Source organism: Desulfofundulus salinus (assembly GCF_003627965.1).
GTDB classification, from domain to species: domain Bacteria; phylum Bacillota; class Desulfotomaculia; order Desulfotomaculales; family Desulfovirgulaceae; genus Desulfofundulus; species Desulfofundulus salinus.
The window spans coordinates 2,286,957-2,306,439 of the sequence record NZ_RBWE01000001.1 but is presented as its reverse complement, the minus strand read 5'-3'; the positions used below and the strand labels follow the sequence as shown (position 1 = coordinate 2,306,439).

General features: G+C 52.9%; 16 protein-coding genes and 1 riboswitch. Of the genes, 10 read left to right on the top strand and 6 right to left on the bottom strand.

Going from position 1 to position 19,483, the window contains the following annotated elements; all coding sequences use genetic code 11:
• Positions 1–10 precede the first annotated feature (10 nt).
• From D7024_RS11765 to D7024_RS11755, 3 genes are read left to right on the top strand one after another with little or no spacing between them, the layout of a single operon-like run.
• Positions 11–1,858, top strand: coding sequence for an aldehyde ferredoxin oxidoreductase family protein (locus D7024_RS11765; RefSeq protein ID WP_121452562.1), 1,848 nt, complete (start codon positions 11–13; stop codon positions 1,856–1,858).
• Positions 1,859–1,889: 31 nt separating this feature from the next.
• Entirely contained in the window at positions 1,890–3,044 is a 1,155-nt protein-coding gene (locus D7024_RS11760) for an iron-containing alcohol dehydrogenase (protein ID WP_121451977.1), read from the top strand.
• Between the two features lie 19 nt (positions 3,045–3,063).
• Complete coding sequence (locus tag D7024_RS11755; protein WP_121451976.1) at positions 3,064–4,416, top strand: UbiD family decarboxylase; 1,353 nt, start codon at positions 3,064–3,066, stop codon at positions 4,414–4,416.
• A gap of 55 nt (positions 4,417–4,471) precedes the next feature.
• On the opposite strand, the gene yhbH is transcribed toward D7024_RS11755, so the two are convergent.
• Both yhbH and D7024_RS11745 read right to left on the bottom strand, forming a co-directional pair.
• Positions 4,472–5,626 (bottom strand): sporulation protein YhbH, encoded by a 1,155-nt coding sequence (yhbH, locus tag D7024_RS11750; RefSeq protein ID WP_121451975.1) that lies wholly within the window; start codon positions 5,624–5,626, stop codon positions 4,472–4,474.
• Positions 5,627–5,637: 11 nt separating this feature from the next.
• On the bottom strand, positions 5,638–7,533 hold the full coding sequence (locus tag D7024_RS11745) for a PrkA family serine protein kinase (protein WP_121451974.1): 1,896 nt from the start codon (positions 7,531–7,533) through the stop codon (positions 5,638–5,640).
• A 209-nt stretch (positions 7,534–7,742) separates the two neighbouring features.
• Here D7024_RS11745 and D7024_RS11740 point away from each other — a divergent pair, with 209 nt between their 5' ends.
• The 6 genes from D7024_RS11740 (at position 7,743) to D7024_RS11715 (ending at position 14,578) form a co-directional block, all read left to right on the top strand.
• Complete coding sequence (locus D7024_RS11740; RefSeq protein WP_243113771.1) at positions 7,743–8,405, top strand: YkgJ family cysteine cluster protein; 663 nt, start codon at positions 7,743–7,745, stop codon at positions 8,403–8,405.
• Positions 8,406–8,605: 200 nt separating this feature from the next.
• Positions 8,606–10,165 (top strand): methyl-accepting chemotaxis protein, encoded by a 1,560-nt coding sequence (locus D7024_RS11735; RefSeq protein ID WP_121451973.1) that lies wholly within the window; start codon positions 8,606–8,608, stop codon positions 10,163–10,165.
• Between the two features lie 327 nt (positions 10,166–10,492).
• Positions 10,493–10,583: riboswitch (cyclic di-GMP riboswitch) on the top strand.
• A 95-nt stretch (positions 10,584–10,678) separates the two neighbouring features.
• On the top strand, positions 10,679–11,311 hold the full coding sequence (locus D7024_RS11730; RefSeq protein ID WP_121451972.1) for an HD-GYP domain-containing protein: 633 nt from the start codon (positions 10,679–10,681) through the stop codon (positions 11,309–11,311).
• A 63-nt stretch (positions 11,312–11,374) separates the two neighbouring features.
• On the top strand, positions 11,375–11,743 hold the full coding sequence (locus tag D7024_RS11725; protein ID WP_121451971.1) for a hypothetical protein: 369 nt from the start codon (positions 11,375–11,377) through the stop codon (positions 11,741–11,743).
• A gap of 3 nt (positions 11,744–11,746) precedes the next feature.
• Entirely contained in the window at positions 11,747–13,150 is a 1,404-nt protein-coding gene (locus tag D7024_RS11720) for a DUF7125 family protein (protein WP_121451970.1), read from the top strand.
• A 12-nt stretch (positions 13,151–13,162) separates the two neighbouring features.
• On the top strand, positions 13,163–14,578 hold the full coding sequence (locus D7024_RS11715) for a sensor domain-containing diguanylate cyclase (protein ID WP_121451969.1): 1,416 nt from the start codon (positions 13,163–13,165) through the stop codon (positions 14,576–14,578).
• Positions 14,579–14,592: 14 nt separating this feature from the next.
• On the opposite strand, the gene D7024_RS11710 is transcribed toward D7024_RS11715, so the two are convergent.
• From D7024_RS11710 to D7024_RS15440, 4 genes are all read right to left on the bottom strand, one after another.
• Positions 14,593–15,984, bottom strand: a complete 1,392-nt coding sequence (locus tag D7024_RS11710) for a nucleoside recognition domain-containing protein (RefSeq protein WP_121451968.1) — start codon at positions 15,982–15,984, stop codon at positions 14,593–14,595.
• Positions 15,956–16,726: a FeoB small GTPase domain-containing protein gene (locus tag D7024_RS11705; RefSeq protein ID WP_121451967.1), complete on the bottom strand. Its 771-nt coding sequence runs from the start codon at positions 16,724–16,726 to the stop codon at positions 15,956–15,958. The genes D7024_RS11710 and D7024_RS11705 overlap by 29 nt, the downstream gene beginning before the upstream one ends.
• A 57-nt stretch (positions 16,727–16,783) precedes the next feature.
• Positions 16,784–17,137: a FeoA family protein gene (locus tag D7024_RS15520; RefSeq protein WP_341466983.1), complete on the bottom strand. Its 354-nt coding sequence runs from the start codon at positions 17,135–17,137 to the stop codon at positions 16,784–16,786.
• Positions 17,138–17,454: 317 nt separating this feature from the next.
• Entirely contained in the window at positions 17,455–17,586 is a 132-nt protein-coding gene (locus D7024_RS15440; protein ID WP_279221004.1) for a hypothetical protein, read from the bottom strand.
• Between the two features lie 598 nt (positions 17,587–18,184).
• On the opposite strand from D7024_RS15440, the gene D7024_RS11695 reads away from it, so the two are divergent.
• Entirely contained in the window at positions 18,185–19,378 is a 1,194-nt protein-coding gene (locus tag D7024_RS11695; protein ID WP_165859354.1) for an HD domain-containing phosphohydrolase, read from the top strand.
• The last annotated feature ends 105 nt before the right edge of the window (positions 19,379–19,483 follow it).

Sequence of the window (19,483 nt, the reverse complement as noted above, 5' to 3'; positions counted from 1 at the left end):
GCTGGTGGATATGAAACATGGTTATACAGGTACGATTTTGTGGGTTAATTTAACTGAAAAGAAATGGTGGTTAGAAGAAACTGATGATGATTTTGCTTCCAAATGGCTGGGAGGCAGCGGTTTTGGCGCCGTTACTTTAGCGAAGAATACTGGTGCCCAAACAGATCCCCTTGGAGAGAATAATGTCCTGGGATTTTTTACGGGACCCCTTACAGGGACGGTTGTGCCGTCTTCGGGGCGGCATTCGGTAGTCGGCAAGTCACCGCTAACGGGGATCTGGGGAGAGGCCAGTGTGGGAGGTAGCTGGGGCAGAGAGCTGAAACGGGCCGGCTACGATGGTTTAGTATTGCTGGGGAAGGCCGGTTCTCCGGTGTATCTCTGGATAAACGAAGGCGGGGTAGAAATAAGGGATGCCGCGGAACTCTGGGGGCTGGATACTTATCAAACCGCGGAGAGACTACAGGAATTACATCCTGGTGCCCAGGTGTGTGCTATTGGCCCTGCAGGTGAACGTTTGGTTAGAATCGCCGGACTTTTTACCGATGGTAAAGAAGGGCGGGCGGCGGCACGTTGCGGCCTTGGGGCAGTTGCAGGTTCCAAGAACGTAAAAGCTCTTGCAGTGCGGGGAACAAGAAAACCGGCCCTGGCCTTCGAGGAAGAACTGAAAGCCAAAGTAAGAGAGGCTGTAAAAAGGATTAAAGAAAAAACTAAGGCTCTCAGAGAGTTCGGTACGCCAGGTCTGGTAATACCCTGCGAACAAATAGGCGATTTCCCCGTGCGAAACTGGCGGGATGGAAAGTGGGAAGAAGGAGCAAAAAGTATTAGCGGTCCACGGATGGCTGAAACTGTACTCAGCGGTCGCTTCCACTGCGCAGGTTGCCCTATAGGTTGCGGGCGCCGGGTAAACATTACCAGTGGGCCATATAAGGGAGTTAACGGCGGTGGCCCCGAGTATGAAACTCTTGGCCTAATGGGGGGGTCCTGCCTCATAGATAACCTGGAAGCCATCTGCTATGCCAACGAACTTTGCAACCGTTACGGCATAGACACCATAGATGCAGCGAATCTGATTGCTTTCAGTATAGAAGCATTTGAGCGCGGTGTTATTGGGAAGGAAGAAACAGGCGGCCTGGTTTTGCGGTGGGGCGACCCCGGGATTTTAATTGAACTCATTCACCAGATTGGGCAAAACAAGGGCTTTGGTGCCGTCCTGGCCGGGGGATTTAAGACTTTACTTAACGGATTAGGTCCGGAAGCAAAAGAATTTGCCATCCATGTCAAGGGTATGGGTTTCCCGGCCCACGACCCAAGGGCGTACAATAGCATAGCTCTCGGATATGCTACTGCAAACAGGGGGGCCTGTCATCTAGAAGGGTTTAGCCATGCCTTTGAGCGCAACGTGGCCATGCCTGAGTTTGGGTTCAGCGAACCGCTTGACCGGTTTTCTGTTGAGGGGAAAGGGAAACTTGTGGCCCTCACTCAAAATCTCATGAGTGTTTTTGACTCGCTGGCATTATGTAAGTTTTTGTTGTTTGGCGGTATCGGAATAAAGGATCTGGCTGAATGGGTCAAGTTAGGTACGGGCTTTGACTTTACTCCGGAAAAACTCATGGAAACCGGAGAAAGGATATTCAACTTGAAGCGCTTTTACAACGTAAAATGTGGCATCAGCCGCAAGGATGATATTCTACCGCCCCGCATCCTTAAACAGAAACGGGGCTGCGGGGGAGCCGCTGAAAATTTACCCCCCCTGGACAGGATGCTTGACGAGTATTATGCCGCCCGTGGCTGGGATGAGGACGGTATTCCCACTCGAGAAACATTAGAAAGATTGGGACTGGGTGATTTTATTTTTTAGAACCTTACTGAGAGAGGGAGGGGTAGTTCAAATGGAAGCATTTACGTTCCAGCTGAAGACCACAGTTTGTTTTGGGGCCAATGTTGTGTCCGGCATTGATGACAGGTGTCGCGACTACAATGCGAGGCGTGTTCTAATTGTTACGGATCAGGGAGTTGTGAAAGCCGGGATTCTGGAAAAAGTTGAAAAGGTTTTAAGCGACGCAGGAATAGAAAATGTGGTCTTCGATGATGTTGAACCGGATCCGGGCCTGGAGACCATTCATCGTTGTGCTTCATGCTTTAAGGAAAACAAATGTGATTTAATATTAGCAGTTGGCGGGGGTAGTCCGATTGACACGGCAAAGGGGGCCCGAATTATAGTAGAGAACGGCGGTCATATCAGGGACTATGCCGGTGTAAACAAGGTTCCCAGAGCTCCGGTCACACCCCTGATAGCAATTCCTACGACTTCCGGTACAGGTAGCGAAGTTACGACGTTTGCCGTTCTCTCGGATTGGGAAAATAACATAAAAATAACCATTGCAAGCCCCTTTTTGGCTCCGGAAGTTGCCGTGGTTGATCCGCTCCTTACGTTGACGGCTCCACCGTCCGTAACCGCGGCGAGCGGGATTGATGCCCTATCCCATGCCGTAGAAACCTATGTCTCCCTCAAGGCACAGCCGCCTGCTGAAGCGCTCGCTTTAAAGGCTATTGAACTCATAGGAGAAAGCCTTAGAACCGCGGTGGCTGACGGAAGTGATAAAGAAGCACGTACCAAAATGTCTTTAGGCAGTTTGTTGGCCGGCATGGCGTTCAATAATTCCTTGCTGGGCCTTACCCATTCCATCGGAGCAGCTTTGAGCGGGCACGCGCATGTGAGCCACGGGATGGCGGTAGGTCTTCTCCTGCCCTATGTAATGGAGTTTAACGCGATGGCCAGAATGGAAAAGTTTAGCAAAATAGCGATTGCCCTGGGCGAGGACGTCAAGGGCTTGAGTCTAAGAGAAGCGGCTTTGCGTTCAGTTAAAGCCGTACGCGAGCTGGTGGAAGACATTTCCTTGCCGCGCAGGTTGGAAGAAGTGGGAGTAACCGGGGATATGATTGAAGGTATGGCTAAGGATGCCATGGGACATGGTATGCTCAAGTTTAATCCTCGAGTGGTTACGGAAAAAGATATCATGGCCATACTGCGGAAGGCTTTATGAAGGGAAGAGGATGATTACAATGAGTTACCGTACTCTTCGCAGCTGGTTGGAAGCGCTGGAAACCAGGGGGTATATGAAGAAAGTCAAAAGGGAAGTTGACCCGGTTTTCGAACTGGCTGCCGTGGCCAAGAAGGCCGACGGGCAGTGGGCGGTCAAGTTTGAAAAAGTGAGAGGCTATTCCATGCCCGTAGTAGCCGGCATATTGTCCACCAGGCAGATGATTGCCGAAGCTATGGGTGTAAGCATAGCTGAAGTAGTGACTAAATTTGCCGGGGCTCAAGCCAATCCCGTACCGTGCCGTCTCATCAATAGGGAACAGGCTCCAGTCAAAGAGGTTATCATAAGGGATCATTTTGACCTTGTTTCTATGCTTCCTATTCCGACCCACCACGAGAAGGATGCCGGGCCGTATATTACTGCCGCTCTTCTTATTGCCAAAGACCCTTTAACTGGGGTTCGTAATGTTTCCATCCACAGGCTTCAGGTGCTGGGTCCAAACAAACTGGGTATCCTAATTTTACCCCGCCACCTGTGGCATATGTTCCAAAAAGCGGAAGAAAACGATCAGCCGCTGGAAGTCGCACTGGTTATCGGTGCAGATCCCCTTACCTTGCTGGCATCACAGGCAATTACACCCCCTGGGGTCGATGAACTGGAAATTGCCGGTGCCCTTCATGGAGAGCCCCTTCAGTTAGTCAAGTGTGAAACAGTGGATGTAGAAGTACCGGCACATGCAGAAATAGTCTTAGAAGGGCGGTTGCTGCCCGGGGTGCGTGAAATGGAAGGGCCCTTCGGTGAGTATCCGAAGTATTACGGGCCTGCCAGCAAAAAACCCGTAATTGTTATTGAGGCTGTTACCTGCAGACGTCAGCCAATCTATCAGACCATCGTGGCAGCGACAAAGGAGCATTTGCTGTTGGGAGCTATTCCGCGGGAGGCGGGTCTTTTCCAAATCGTCAAGCAGGCAGTCCCTGCGGTTCAGGCAGTGCACTTAACACCCGGAGGCACATGCCGCTACCATGCTGTTATCGCCATCGATAAGAAAAACGAAGGAGAGGCTAAAAATGCCATGTTTGCCGCCTTTGCCAGCAGTGCGGAAATTAAGCATGTAGTAGTTGTAGATAAAGACGTAGATATTTTTAACTCCGAAGATGTGGAATGGGCCATTGCTACCCGTTGCCAGGCCAGTAGAGATGTGATCATAATTTCTGGAGCGCATGGAAACAAACTCGATCCTTCCAGCGATGACGGCGTGAGTGATAAAATGGGCATTGATGCAACTGTGCCGCTTGGTGCCCCGGCGGAACGTTTCGAAAAAATTAAAATCCCGGGTTTTGAAAAGATCAGGCTTGAGGAATACCTGGGGGACTGATGCGCAATGAAACGCCGCCCTGTGTGGGGCGGCATTTTAATTATGCTCCCGACACCTAATGTCTCACCTGCTCCGGTGCCACACTGAAAAATTTTTTCAAGGCGGGATAAACGTCCTTTTTGTCCTTAATGGTAATGGAAACGAATCTGGGATTGACGATCTTCTTGTAAGCCGAACGCAGGGTGCTGGTATAATAATACGGCCCTTCGATTTCTCCATAACCCACCAGGTTGCACACCTTCAAGAGCTCATTGACCAGCTTAACACAGTTTTCGTTGTCCGAGGCCAGGTTGTCACCGTCGGAAAAGTGAAAGGCATAAATGTTGTAGTCCTGGGGCGGGAAACGGTTTTCAATGATCTCCAGGGCCAGCTTGTAGACCGATGAGCAGCGGGTGCCGCCGCTGGCTCCCTTCGTGAAAAACTCTTCTTCGCTGGTTTCCCTGGCCTCCACGTGGTGGGCCAGGAAAACAATCTGTACATTCTGGTATTTGGTGCGCAAAAACCGCACCATCCAGAAAAAGAAGCTGCGGGCAATGTATTTCTCAAAGGGCCCCATACTGCCCGAAGTGTCCATCATGGCCAGGACCACGGCGCTGGATTCGTACTTGAAGGTGACATCCCAGGTTTTGTAGCGCAGGTCGTCTCTGGTGATGGTGGAAAGGCCTTTTTTGCCCTGCAGGGCATTGCGTTTAATGGCCTCGTAGATGGTCCGTTTACGGTCGATGTTGCTGGAAATGCCCATTTTGCGGACGTCTTTAAATTCCACCGATTCGGAAGCCAGTTCGGGTTTTTTCTTCTGTTCCAGGTTGGGCAGGCCCAGGTCCTCAAAGATCAGTTCGGCCAGTTCATCAATGGTGATGTCGGTTTCATAATAATCCACGCCCGGTTCCTCACCGGCCCCACCTTTGCCCTTTCCTCCCCCCTGCTGGGGATCGCTGCCCAGTACGTCTCCTGCCTTGCTCTTGCCGTCGCCCTGGCCGGCATGCTTCATTTTCCCCCGGTCAAACCGGAAATGGTACTCCTCTATGGATCGGATGGGAACCTTGATCACTTTGTTCCCATCCGACATTATGATGCTTTCTTCGCTGACTATGTCCGCCAGGTTTTTCTTAATGGCCTCCCGGACCTTCTCCTGGTGACGCTGCCGGTCAATCTCCCCTTTGCGGTGCAGCGACCAGTCTTCCCGGGAGATTATGTATTTTCCGGACATCAGCCTCACCCCTAGCGGTTCAACAGGCTTCCCACATACTTCAGCAGTTCGTTGGCACAGACGGCACAGTACCCGTACTCGGAAATGAGCTTGTTGCTGACCTCGTTGATGCGTTTGAGCTGTTCGGCATCGGGAGTCTTGGTGGAGGTGGTGATTTTGACCACGTCCTTCAAATCGGCAAACAGTTTCTTCTCCACCGCTTCCCGCAGCCTTTCGTGGCAGGTGTAGTCGAATTTCTTACCTTTGCGGGCATAACTGGACAGGCGGATGAGAATTTCCTCCCGGAAGCTCTTTTTCGCGTTTTCGGACACGCCGATTTGCTCCTCAATGGAGCGCATCAATTTTTCGTCGGGATCCAGTTCTTCGTCGGTAATGGGATCTTTTAATTTGGTTCCGTTGCAATAGGCCTCCACATTGTCCAGGTAGTTGTCGAAGAGTATCCGGGCCGACTCTTCGTAGGAATAGACGAAGGCCTTCTGCACTTCCTTTTTGGCCATCTCGTCGTATTCCTTGCGGGCTATCGAGATGAAGTTTAAAAGCCGCTCCTTCTCTTCCCTGGTGATGGAAGGGTGCTGGTCCAGCCCGTCTTTCAGCGCCCGCAGCACATCCAGGGCGTTAATGCACCTGGTGGAGGTGCGGATGAGGGCTGAGGAAAGGCGGTTGATCACATAGCGGGGGTCCACTCCGCTCATGCCCTCCTCCGGCGCTTCATTTTGCAGTTCGGTAACGTCCTTTTGCTTGAAGCCTTCCACATCCTCGCCGTCGTAGAGCTTCATCTTTTTCACGATGTCCATGCCCTGTTTCTTGCTATCCTTCAGCCTTGAGAGAACGGAGAAGATGGCCGCCACCCGCAGGGCGTGGGGAGCAATATGAATGTCTTTCAGGTCGCTCTGGCGGATGAGTTTTTCGTAAATTTTGACTTCATCGCTTACCCGCAGGTTGTAGGGAATCTTCATGACAATGATGCGGGAATGCAGGGCTTCGTTTTTCTTGTTGCTGATAAAGGCCTTGTACTCGTTTTCATTGGTGTGGGCCACGATCATTTCGTCGGCGTAGATCAGGGCAAAACGGCCGGCCTTGAAGTTTCCTTCCTGGGAAAGACTTAGGAGGTTCCACAGGAATTTTTCGTCACATTTTAGCATTTCCTGAAACTCCATGATGCCCCGGTTGGCAATGTTCAGCTCGCCGTCAAACCGGTAGGCCCGGGGGTCCGACTCTGAACCGTACTCAGCAATGGTGGAGAAGTCCACGCTGCCGGTGAGGTCGGCAATGTCCTGGGACTTGGGGTCGGAAGGAGTGAAGGTGCCTATGCCCACCCGGTTTTCTTCAGACAGGAAAATCCTTTCCACTCTTACATTTTCAATCCTGCCGTCGTATTCCGTTTCCAGCATCATGCGGCAGTAGGGGCAGAGCTCACCTTCCACGTAAACGCCGTATTCCTTCTCAAATTCCGGCCTCAGCTCCCTGGGGATTAAATGCAGGGGTTCTTCGTGCATGGGGCAACCTTTAATGCCGTAAAGGGCCCCCCGGTCGGTGCGGCTGTACTGCTCCAGGCCCCTCTTTAACATGGCCACCAGGGTGGATTTGCCGCCGCTCACCGGTCCCATCAGCAAGAGGATGCGCTTGCGCACGTCCAGCCGCCGGGCGGCCGGGTGGAAGTATTCCTCCACCAGTTTTTCCAGGGTCCTATCCAGGCCGAAGAGTTCACTGGAGAAAAATTTATAGCGCTTAACACCATCTATCTCTTCTACCCCGGCGTCCTTGATCATGTTGTAGATCCGGGCGTGGGCAAGCTGGCATACCCAGGGACGTTCCTTAACTATCTGCAAATACTCCTGGAATGTACCCTCCCAGGCCAGTTCCTTTTCCAGGGACCGGTGTTCTTCCAGCCTCTTCAGGAAGTCCATAGTCTCACTCCTTTGCCGTGGAACAGATCCACAAGCCGGATTTGTACATTCCCAGTGTTGAGTAGTACATTATATGCACCCGGGGCTGGTAGAAGAATCCGTCAGCCGACAATATATGCACCCGGGCGGGGGAGTTGTTCAAGGATTTTCCGGCAAAGAAGCGAATAAAAGTAAAAAGACCTTTTGCAACAACATTTTGCAGAAAGAAGGTGCAAAAAATTAACAGGGACTCCTGTATACGTTGTGGCACCTGTTGCTTGAAAGGCGGCCCGACTCTCCACCATGAAGACAAGGAACTCCTTTTGGCTGGATATGTAGGGCATCAGGACTTGATAACCATCAGGAAGGGTGAATTGGTGTTCGATCCACTCCTGGACGCTCTCAAACCGGCACCGCGGGAACTGGTCAAGGTACGCGGGAAAGGGAAGGAATGGTCCTGCTGCTTTTTTGATGAAAAAAGCTCTGCGTGCACCATTTACGAGCACCGCCTGCTGGAATGCCGGCTTTTAAAATGCTGGGATACCTCGGCGCTGGAAGGCGTGGTGGGCAGAAACACCATCGTACGCGCCGACATTATCAACCCCCGGGACCCGATTCTTGAGGTTATCGAGATGCATGAGCGGGAATGTCCCTGCCAGGAGGTTGAAGAGTTGCTCTCCAACCTGTCCCGGGGAACGGATAAATCGAAAACCCTGGCCAGGCTGGATGAGCTTGTCCGTAAAGACCTGGCCATACGTGTTTACGCCATAAAGGAACTGGGATTGCGTGAGGAGTTCGAGTTGTTTATTTTCGGCCGCCCTTTATTTAAAGTGCTGAGTTCCTGGGAAGAGCGACGTTTCCAAGGATCAGTATACGCGGATCATTCTGGTTAAAGTTTTGGACAGGCTCTTCGGCCTAACGGTAGATCGCGATTTGGAAGTACACACGTACCGTGAAAACGAACTGAAGACGCCCGAGGTGGTGGGCGTTAACGGCGACATTCTGCAGGGCATCGTCAATAGGCCGGGCACGATGTGATTTGTCATCAATCTGAGTTCAATTGCTTGAACTTAATACAAAGGGGGATCTTGAAATGAGAATGTCTATTGGGATGAAAATCGGCGGCGGTTTCGTTTTGCTGCTTCTTTTCATGGCTGCCGTGGCAATACAGTCGTCGCTCATAATGGGGAATACGATCTCGAATGCCGCCAATGTCGATCAGCAGGTGGTACGCCTCAGTCTTGACTACCAGATCGCCGACGCCTTCAAGGAAGCATCAAGAGATCTGCGGGCTTACCTTCTCTATGGCGACGAGAAATACTTAAACGAATACCAAAAGGATATCGAGAACACGAAGACCCTTCTGGGGAAACGACTAAATAACTGTACTGCCCAGGCCCGGCCCAAATTGAAAACAGTGCTCGCCGAGGTCACTGAATACGACCGGCAGATTGCCGTCTATGCAATTCCTCTGGCCAAGGAAGGTAAGTTTCAGGAAGCAGTTGCCGTAGCACTAAGCGTCGCTTCGTATGCCGACGACGTTGAAAAGATTCTGGTCGAACTGATTATGGAAAATGAACAAAAGACCGGGGACGCCGTGAATAACATGCAGGCCTATGCCGCCCGTGGCCGCTCTCTGGTCATCCTTATGGGCGTCCTTGCCCTGGTCGCCGGGCTCCTCATGGCAGTGTTTATAACTCGCATGATCACCCGTCCGATTCTGGCCACCGTCCGCGAAGCGGGCCGTATCGCTGAAGGTGACCTCACGGGCGAGGAACTGGTGGTGCGCACCCGGGACGAGATTGCCCGTTTGGCGGAGGCTTTCAACCGCATGCGCACAAACTTGCGCGAGATCATTGGCCAGGTAGTCCAAACGTCCAAGCAGGTGGCCGACTCGGCCTCCCAGCTCGCCACCCAGGCCGAGCAGACCGCCGCCGGGGCGAACGAAACGGCCGCCACCATGAGCGAAATGGCCTCGACCGTCGAACAGGTAACCGAAAATGTGCAGAAGGTTTCAGCGGCGGCTGAACAGGCTGCGGCCCGGGCCGCTGAAGGTGCCAGGGGTGTCGAGCGGGTTATCGGGCAGATGAAGGCCATTGAGCAGGCAAGCGCCAACGTTTCTTCCGCCATCAATGCTCTCAACCAGACCGCGGGCCAGATTACCCAGATAGTAGACTTGATCACCCAGATCGCCGACCAGACGAACCTGCTGGCCCTGAACGCTGCCATCGAAGCCGCCCGTGCTGGGGAACAGGGCCGCGGCTTCGCCGTCGTCGCCGAGGAAGTCCGTAAGCTGGCCGAGCAGTCGGCCAGCGCCGCCAAGGAGATCTACGAACTGATCACCACGATCCAGAATGAGTCCAGGAAGGCGGTCGAAGTTATGGCTGCCGGGGCGGCGGAGGTCACGGAGGGAAGCAGGGTGATCAACGAGGTTGGGGCTAATATCAAGGCCATCAACCTTGCCATCGAGGATGTTGCGCGGCAGGTCCAGGAGGTGGCCGCCGCTGCGGAAGAAATGTCGGCTGGCGTGCAGAACGTTGTCGGGACAACAGAAGAGCAGACGTCGGCAATGGAGGAAGTCTCTGCCTCTACCGAAGAGCTTACCGCGCTGGCTGGCGAACTGGACAGGTTAGCCGTACGCTTCCGTATGTAGGTGCCCCGACCGCCGGCGGGGATTGATTAACGCAAGAGCTTTTAGGATATCGAGCAGGAGGGGGCGGCTAACCCCCTCCTCTCACACCCCGTTCATGCGGGTCCGCGCGGATTCGGTGTAATGGGGTTGGCCGGAGCACGGCCAGGAAGCAACTCAGGCTTGAGTTTTCCCAGAACCGGCCCTTTATTACCGGGCCGTTGGAACGGTTTTCTCAGGATGAGGATGCCGTTGATATTACCGAAAATCACCTTAATCAGGAGGAAAAGTTAACGGTAATGTTGAAATACATCTTGAAAAAATGTTGAAATACCTCTTGAAAAGTCGCAACTTTCCGGAGGGCAAACCCGGCGAAAGCCGGGGACGCAAAGCCACAGGTCTAAAGTTCCCCGCGGGGAACCATGACGGCTGGGTTGCAAGGGGAGAAGGGAAGCCGCAGGGAAGCGTAAAATTTTTCTCCCTGCGGCTTTTCATTTTCTAAAGAAATTTTTAGAATAAATACGTTGAGGTGCTTCCATGAAATCCACATTTATCCATGCTGCCCGGGCGTTGATGAAATTACATGAGGTCCGGTTTAAGGTTTCTTCCAATCATTCCTGGCGCGTGGCTGCCTATGCTGCTGCGCTCGCGAAGAAATTGGGTATGCCTGAAAAGGAACAGAATCGTATATACCTGGCCGGGTTGCTCCACGACATAGGAAAGCTGGGCATTTCCAGTGCTATCCTGCATAAGCCGGGCAAACTGACAGCCGCGGAGTGGGAGGAAATAAAAAAGCACCCTGTTTATAGTTATGAAATCCTTTCGGCCATACCGGGGATGAAAGCCATCAGCCTTATGGCCCTTTACCATCACGAAAGATATGACGGTTGCGGGTATCCGGAAGGATTGGGGGGTGAGGCCATTCCCCTGGGGGCGCGAATTCTGGCCGTGGCTGATAGTTTTGATGCCATGACTTCGGATCGGGTTTACCGGCCCAGGATGTCTAAAGAAATGGCCTCAGAGGAGCTCTTCCGCTGTGCTGGTACTCAATTCGACCCGCAGCTGGTGGAAGTGTTTTGCTGCCGGGTCGTGCCTGAGGGAATAGATCCTGAACTCTACCGGATCACTGATGATATTCCTGGAGGTGTTAAGCACTTGCGAAATAACTAACCGGGAAACCGGGCCTTGTTCATACTGGAGCGATAGCTTTTAGCTGAAATGGAGGGGGCTGTTGTGAGCGAAATCATCGAAAAACGGATCGGGCACTATGAAACTTTGCTGAGAGAAATGTGGACCGCGTCGTCCAAGTACCTTGGGACGTTTTCCGTGAATCTTCTGGTGGAAAGGGTCGTATGGGAGGTTTCGCTGGAATACAAGGAAATAGAACTCCTGCAGTACGATCAAAATGGGATATCGTGCGCGAAGATGGCGGCCAGGTTGGAGGAAAACCCGGACCTGCCGGTCGAAGACATGTTTATGAAGTTTATCACCAGGTATGTAGAAATCCTGGCCAGGCTTCTCGGGCATGAAAGAGCGGAAGAGATTAGAAAGAAGCTGGACGAGGAATTTGCCGGGGATCTTTCTGCTTCCAGGGGGGAATGAGAGATGGAGAGGTTGATAACGGGCATAAAAAATCTTGATTATATTCTTGGTGGCGGCATACCTGCTTATTCATTGAATATCGTTTCCGGTTCTCCGGGCAGTGGAAAGACGATATTCGTCCAGCATATTATATTTAATAATGCCAGGAACGGCCTCAAAAGTCTATACCTGACCACTATATCGGAATCACAGTTGAAGATGGTGAGGCATCTCCAGGATTTTGAGTTTTTCTCAGATGATTTGCTGGGGGACAGGGTTATTTACGGGGATCTTGGGGAGGTCCTGCGCAAACAAGGTGCGAGCAGGGGCCTGGACTACCTGACTCAAATGATCAAAGAACATTTGCCAAACATAGTTGTAATCGATAGTGTCAAGGTTATAAGGGACCTCTTCCCGGACGAGAAGACCTTCAGGGCCTTTGTTTTTGAGCTGGCTGCCGTTCTTTCGATATGGGAGATCACTGCGTTTCTCGTCGGCGAGTACGAAGAACAGGAGCTGACGCGTCTGAGCGAGTTTGCCATCGCCGATGGGATTTTTCACCTTTACGGACAGGAAGAAAAGCGATTTCAAAAAAGGTATATGCGTATTCTGAAAATGAGGGGAACCAGTTTTCAATATGGGGAACATTTGTTTCAAATTGGTCCTGTGGGGATAGAAGTGTACCCAAGGATGAGACCGGAGGGTGAAGAACTCCGGTACGATGTCAAGCTGGGGCGAAAGGAATTCGGGATCTGTGGACTGGACGAAATGTTGTGCGGTGGGTTACTGGAAGGAACTATCACACTCATCTCCGGTGCCACAGGTACGGGCAAGACGATGTTTGCCCTAAAGTTCTTACTGGAAGGGGCTGAGAAAGGCGAAAAGGGGATATTCCTTTCTTTTGAAGAGCCTGCGGTTCAACTTCAGAATACTGCCCGCTGTCTGGGCTGGGAGATAGATAGATATCTGGCAGAGGGCCAGCTGGAGATCAAGTTTATTTCCCCCATAGAACTGGACGTAGATAAACACGCTTTTGAGATACTGGACATGATCAGGGAAAAAAAGGTGGAGAGGTTTGTCATCGACAGCATCTCCTCCTTTGAAAGCAGCGTTACCGATATACAAAAGTACAGGGATTATCTCTGGGCGATAGGACAACACCTCAGGAAGCGGCACGTCACCACTATTTTTACGGTGCTCAACGAAGACCTCTTTTCGCCTCTTATAGTATCCAGAGCGCAATTATCCCTGATTACCGATAATATAATCATACTGCGGTACGTGGAGGATAACTCCAGCATCAGAAAAGTTCTTGGAATCTTGAAAGCCCGTGGAAGCGACCACGACAAGTCCCTGAGGGAGTATGAGATTGCCCCAGAGGGGATAAATATCCTCGGTAGATTGGACAAAGCAGATATGCTAAAATGAGGTGTTTACTGAATGCATCCAAACCTTTTACTTAATATTTCGGTAAGGTACTGGCAGGATTTTCAAGATACGCTGGCCAGGGCCATGAATGCAAATGTCTACATCTTTGATGCGAACGGTGATCCTTTTTCCCGGTTCAGTTTGCCGGCTGAATTATGCCAGGAGGTAAATAAGGGGAGGGAGCTCCGTAATGAAAAATGTATCGATTTTTACAGGTCTGCCTGCGGTTCGACAGAAGATAAAGACATGCTCACCTGTCCTTATGGACTTAAGCTTTGCGCGTACCGTCTGGGCAGCTATGCCCAGAAGATAGGGTATCTCATAGTTGCTCCTGCCGGGCATACAACCCTGATGGAACGCGAGGAAGAAATTGCTTTCATCACGAAAGCACATAACGTTTACCGGACGATCAATGAGGTTTTTAACGCCATTCTGGAAAGGAACCTGTTAGGTTTACGGAGGCTGGAGCTGAACAGCATCTACGAGATCAGCCGCCTTATGACCTCGATCGTCGAACTGGACAGGGTTCTGGAACTCATAACGAATTCGTTGATCATAATTTATCAAGCCGATTTATGTTTTGTCGGCCTCAGGGAAGGTGATAAAATCAGGGTCGCGCAGGGCAAAGGTGTGCGTGGCAACCTGTTGATCGGGAAGGAATGGCCACTGGTTCATCCGTTGATTGAGCGGATTTTTTCAAAAGTTGAGCCGTCGTCTTTGAGTATTGAGGAGCTGAAGGTTTTACCGGGCTTTACCGGTACAGATGCTGCTCCCGGAACTGAAATCATGGTTTATCCCCTCTGGACTGCTCTGGGAATTGTCGGGTTATTGGGTATAGCGGCCCCTGTTTCCCTGGGTGACAACGGCAGTAAAAACCTGCAGATATATATAAACTTCGCCGCGGTAGCCCTGGCCAATGCGACTCTCATACGCCGCCTGGAAAGAGAAGCCGAAACTGACTTTTTGACCGGTTTTCTTAACAGGCGCGTTCTGCGGGATGTACTGGCTACCGAACTTCAGAGGGCAGCGAGGTACGGTTACCACCTGTCGGTTATTTTCCTGGACATAGATGACTTCAAGGTTTATAACGACACTTTCGGGCACCTGGCCGGCGATGTGGTGCTGCAGAAGACGGCAGAGTTAATAAAAAACTCCATCAGGACTACGGATATTGCGTGCCGTTACGGGGGCGAAGAGTTTATAATCGTTCTCCCGGGGACAAAAGGGGGAGATGCTGCGAAAGTGGCAGAAAGAATACGTAAATCTATTGAGATTAACCCTTTCCCGCACCGCCGGATTACGGCAAGCCTGGGGGTGGCCCAGGCGAAAAAAAACGATTCTGTCGACTCGCTGCTTGCAAGGGCGGATCAAGCCTGCTATCAGGCAAAGGAACGAGGGAAAAACTACCTCTACCTGGACCCATCGTAACACTGTTTGTGAAGTTATACCAGCCCCAGCGCCTGCACCGTCTGTGCCACTGCAAAGCAAACCAGGCCGGCAACGGCCAGGGGAATGACCGCCGCCCAAACCGCCCACCTGATGCTTTTTGTTTCCCGCTGAATGGTGAACAGCGTGGTGCCGCAGGGAAAGTGCAGCAGGGAAAAGAGCATGGTGCACAATGCGGTCAACCACGTCCAGCCGTGTCCGTGAACCAGAATGTTTTGCAGAACGATTAGGCTGTCCACTTCCACCATAGTTCCAGCGGATAAGTAGCCCATAAGGAGAATGGGCAGGACAATTTCATTGGCCGGCAGGCCCAGGATGAAGGCCAGCAGGATGAAGCCGTCCAAACCCAGGGCTCGCCCGAAGGGTTCCAGCAAACCTGCTCCCCGGGCAAGCAGGCTCTGTCCTTCGAAGCTGATGTTGGCCAGGATCCACACCACAGCGCCCGCCGGGGCGGCTACAGTCACGGCCCGGGCCAGGACGAAGAGCGTGCGGTCCAGTACGGAGCGGACCAGCACCCGGCCCACCTGGGGCAGGCGCAGTGGCGGCAGTTCCAGCGTAAAGGTGGTGGGCACCCCTTTCAAGATGGTTCTTGAAAGCAGCCACGAGGTAAGCAGGGTAATCAGTATCCCCGCCAGAATAAGCCCCACTACGGTAAAGGAAGCGGCCAGAGAGCTGAAACCCGGGGCTGCCGCCGGGCCAACGAATATGGAGGCCAGGGCTATCAGGGTGGGAAAACGGCCGTTGCAGGGGACGAAGTTATTGGTCAGGATGGCGATCAATCTTTCCCGGGGAGATTCAATAATACGGCAGGCCATTACCCCTGCTGCATTGCACCCAAAACCCATGCTCATGGTCAGCGCCTGCTTGCCGTGGGCGCCGGCCATCTTAAACAAACGGTCCAGGTTAAAGGCCACCCGTGGTAAATAACCCAGATCCTCCAGCAGGCTAAAAATGGGGAAAAAGATGGCCATGGGGGGCAGCATCACTGAGACCACCCAGGCCGCGGTGCGGTAGACGCCCGTGACCACCAGCCCGTGCAGCCAGGGTGGAGCGTCCAGACACACAAAGACTTCCGAAAGCCGTTCCTCCCCCCAAAACAGGGCGTTTGCCAGTGCCTGTGAGGGATAACTGGCTCCCACAAGGGTTATCCAGAAAACCAGCCCCAGGAGCAGAAACATGACCGGGAAGCCCAGCAGGCGGGAAGTGAGGATGTCGTCCACTTTATGTTCCCAATCCCTGTGGGGACCGGTTTGCCTGACCACCCGGGCGGCGATGGCTTCCGCCTCCCGGTAAATTGTTTTGACGATGCGGTCCCGTATCTCAATCTGATGGGCTTCATTCACCACGCCGGGCCCGGCTTCAGGTGGGGCAGTATTTATACCGCTCACGCAAAACACCCCATTCCGGTACCTTAAAGTATTGCCTTATATTATCGAGAGTGCTCCGGTCGTGATCAATTATTCTTAACGCCAGCCAGCGGGCGTTGATCCACTCCTTGATTTCCCCGGGTATTTTATCTTCCAGCCGTGCCACGGCCTCTTCGATATCGGGATCGTAAATCAGCCGGCGGGGGCTGGTCACTATTTGTCCCCGCACCACGGCGTCGATCCCGGTCTTTAATTCCGTAAGGCCCAGGCCGCTCCTGGCAGCCGTGGCTACCACGGGTACACCCAGTTCCCGGGCCAGGCAATCGACATCAATAAAAATGTTTTTCCTGCGCGCCTCATCAATAAAGTTAACGCAAACAATTACCTTGCTGGTAATTTCCATCACCTGTAAAGCGAGATTTAAATTTCTTTCCAGACAGGTGGCGTCGGTGACTACCACTGTAGCGTCCGGCCGGGCAAAGCATAAAAAGTTCCGGGCGACCATTTCTTCGGCCGAGTTTGCCAGCAGGGAATAGGTTCCCGGCAGGTCCACCAGGATGTACTTTTTGCCGCCGAAATGAAATGTGCCCTGTGCCTGGAGCACCGTCTTGCCCGGCCAGTTGCCCGTGTGCTGTTTCAACCCGGTCAGGGCGTTAAAAATGGTGCTTTTGCCGGTATTGGGGTTGCCAGCCAGGGCAATTACGGCAGCGTCGGGGTCCGGGTGGATGTTAAACCTTTCGCGCAGTTCGGTTGCAAGGGGCATACAAACACCTCACTACTTGTGCTGTGGCAGAGGATGCGGATGGTGTACCGCGGTTTTTCAAGGGCTTCGCACAAGCCAGAGGAGGCGGCGGTAGGGCCGGAGCACAGGAACTGCGGGAAAAGTAGGCCGCCGCCCGGGCAGTTTGCAAAGGTGAGTTGTGCTGCCTTCATCGCGCCGGCAGTAGGGTGTCACCAGCACCTGGCCGGCTTCTTCCCGGCGCAGGGCAATTAATGCTCCCCGGATGCGGTAAGCGATCGGGTCGCCCAGCGGGCTACGCCTTACCGCCTGGACCGGCGTTTCGGGAACCAGGCCCAGGTCCAGCAACCGGCATCTGGTCATGCCCCGTGCTTTTAAAGACACCACCCGTCCCCATTGGCCAATGGACAGTTCGGACAGCGGTAGAGCCTTCACTTCGGCGTTCCCCTCCTTATGGAAATTTTAGGGCAACAAAACGGCCGCTTTACTGACGTCCGGGCTCATCCTGGAGCAGGTTTACCGTGTCCGGCGTTTCTTTTCCCGGCGGTTATATATTACGGGTCTACGGTTATATTGGTTACTTAAAAATAAAGGAAGACGATGGATGCGCTTCCTGCTAACCCGGCACTATTCGCTGTCGTGCTGGATGACAAAAAACAAGGGGAACGCAAGGTGCGCTCCCCTTATAATTTCAGCCGGATTCAGGTAAATGTTACCATGCCACTGCCGGGCAGGTGGTTGCATTCTTCTTTTTATACAGCCGGGTTGAGTTTGGTAACTATGAAATGCTTTTCCATTTCCCAGATCTCCGCCAGCTCATCTTCGTCCACAAAGCGCCAGCACACCTCTTCCCCTTCGAGCCAGGTCACCAGGTAGGGCATCATTTTCCGCTCCCCCGCATTTTGTATACTTGTATACAAAATTCCCTTAACCCAATCTTAACAAAAAAATCTGGTTCCGGCAAGACCTGATTTGAAAAAGAAGTGGGAAAATGCGGAGCATCGTGAAGGAAAAGCATTTCTTTTGTCGAATAAAGCCCGGGTAAAAATGTTGCCTCCGGGAAAGCAGGCCCGGTGAAGGCCGGGGACTAAATAAGGGGTCTTTAGTTTCCTGCAGGGAATCATTATTTGCGCAAAAATTTTTTATGATAGGGATTTGGGTGGTTTCCATGGTACAGATGAAAAAGAAACTTAGCTTTAGAACATGCGTTCGGGAGGAGGGGGGGGGTAAGGAATACCCGGTTAAACCTCATTTTGATTGCTCCGACACATATCCTCCCCTGTATCTACCTGCGTTCCCCACCTTTTTTCCCCCCTGATTTTCATTCGTCAGGCAATTTCCCAGTATAGTTTCCCTGATGCTTGATGTATTTCCGTGTAATCTATACTTAACTGTGTCATATCAAAACCCGGCTGATACACTGTTGCCTGTGCATTCATCCAGTTGAGAGCATTAGACATACCCATGGGAGTGAAGGTTGGAGTGAACAGCGAGGAAAGGGTTGTCCCAGCTCAAAGTCCGGAGAAAAATTCCGGGACAGCCCCGGATACTAACTGGCTTAAGGCCCATATTCTGATTACCAGAGAAGTAAATCATCTCCTTCTTGAGGTTCGCGAGGAGAGCGAGCTGTTCAAGCGCATTTGCGAGCTTCTCGCCGGGCTCGAATTTATCAGGTTTGCCTGGATTGGTCTTGCCGAGAAAGAGACATTTGGCGTGACGCCCATTGCCCACAGCGGTTTTGAGAACGGCTACCTGCGTTCAGTAAAGGTTACCTGGGACGACAGCCAGACGGATCCCGGACCGACCGGCGCAGCCATCAGAACGGGCGAGCCCGTAGTGGTACGGGATATATGTTGCGACCCGCAGCATACGCCCTGGCGCGAGGAAGCGGTACGCCGTGGCTATGCGTCAAGCGCGGCTGTTCCCCTGGTGCACGAGGGCGAAGTTGTGGGAATCCTTAATGTTTATTCCCACCTGCCGGACGCTTTTGACCCCGAAGAAATGGCCTTTCTCGCCGAAATTGCAGGCGACATTGCCCTTGGGATCAAGCGGCTGCGCCTGGAAAGAAAGCTGGACGAAACGGTCGTCCGGCTCCGGCAGATGCTGTACGGTACGGTAGAGGCTCTCAGCAGGATGCTGGAGCTACGGGACCCGTACACAGCCGGCCACCAGATGCGGGTGGCCCGGCTGGCCTGCGCCATCGCCCGGGAGATGGGGTGGCCGGAAGACCGGGTGGAGGGTCTCCGGCTCGCCGCGTTGCTGCATGATATAGGGAAGATGGCCATCCCGGCAGAGATCCTCACCGCACCGCGCCGGCTGACGGAACCGGAGATGCAGCTGATCAGGTTGCACCCGGTGCTGGGGTTCGAGGTGCTGAAGGGGATAGAGTTTCCCTGGCCGGTATCGCAGGCACTGCTGCAGCACCACGAGAGAATGGACGGGAGCGGTTACCCGGACGGGCTGCGGGGAGAGGCCATCATTCCCGAGGCCCGGATTCTGGGTGTTGCCGACGTGGTGGAATCCATGGCTTCGCACCGGCCCTACCGGGCCGCCCTGGGTATGGAGGCCGCCCTGGAAGAAATCAGCCGGAACAGCGGCATCCTTTACGACCCGCAGGTGGTGGAGGCGTGCCTGGTCGTCTGCCGGAACAACCCCGGCGTTCTGGTGCAGGATTAAACTGGCGGTTATCAGGTTGGTGACGGTTGTGTTTCTCCGGGCGGGGCGTAGAACGGCGTTAATGAACGGCGGCGTTATTCTTGACGGTAACTTCAGACAGTGGTT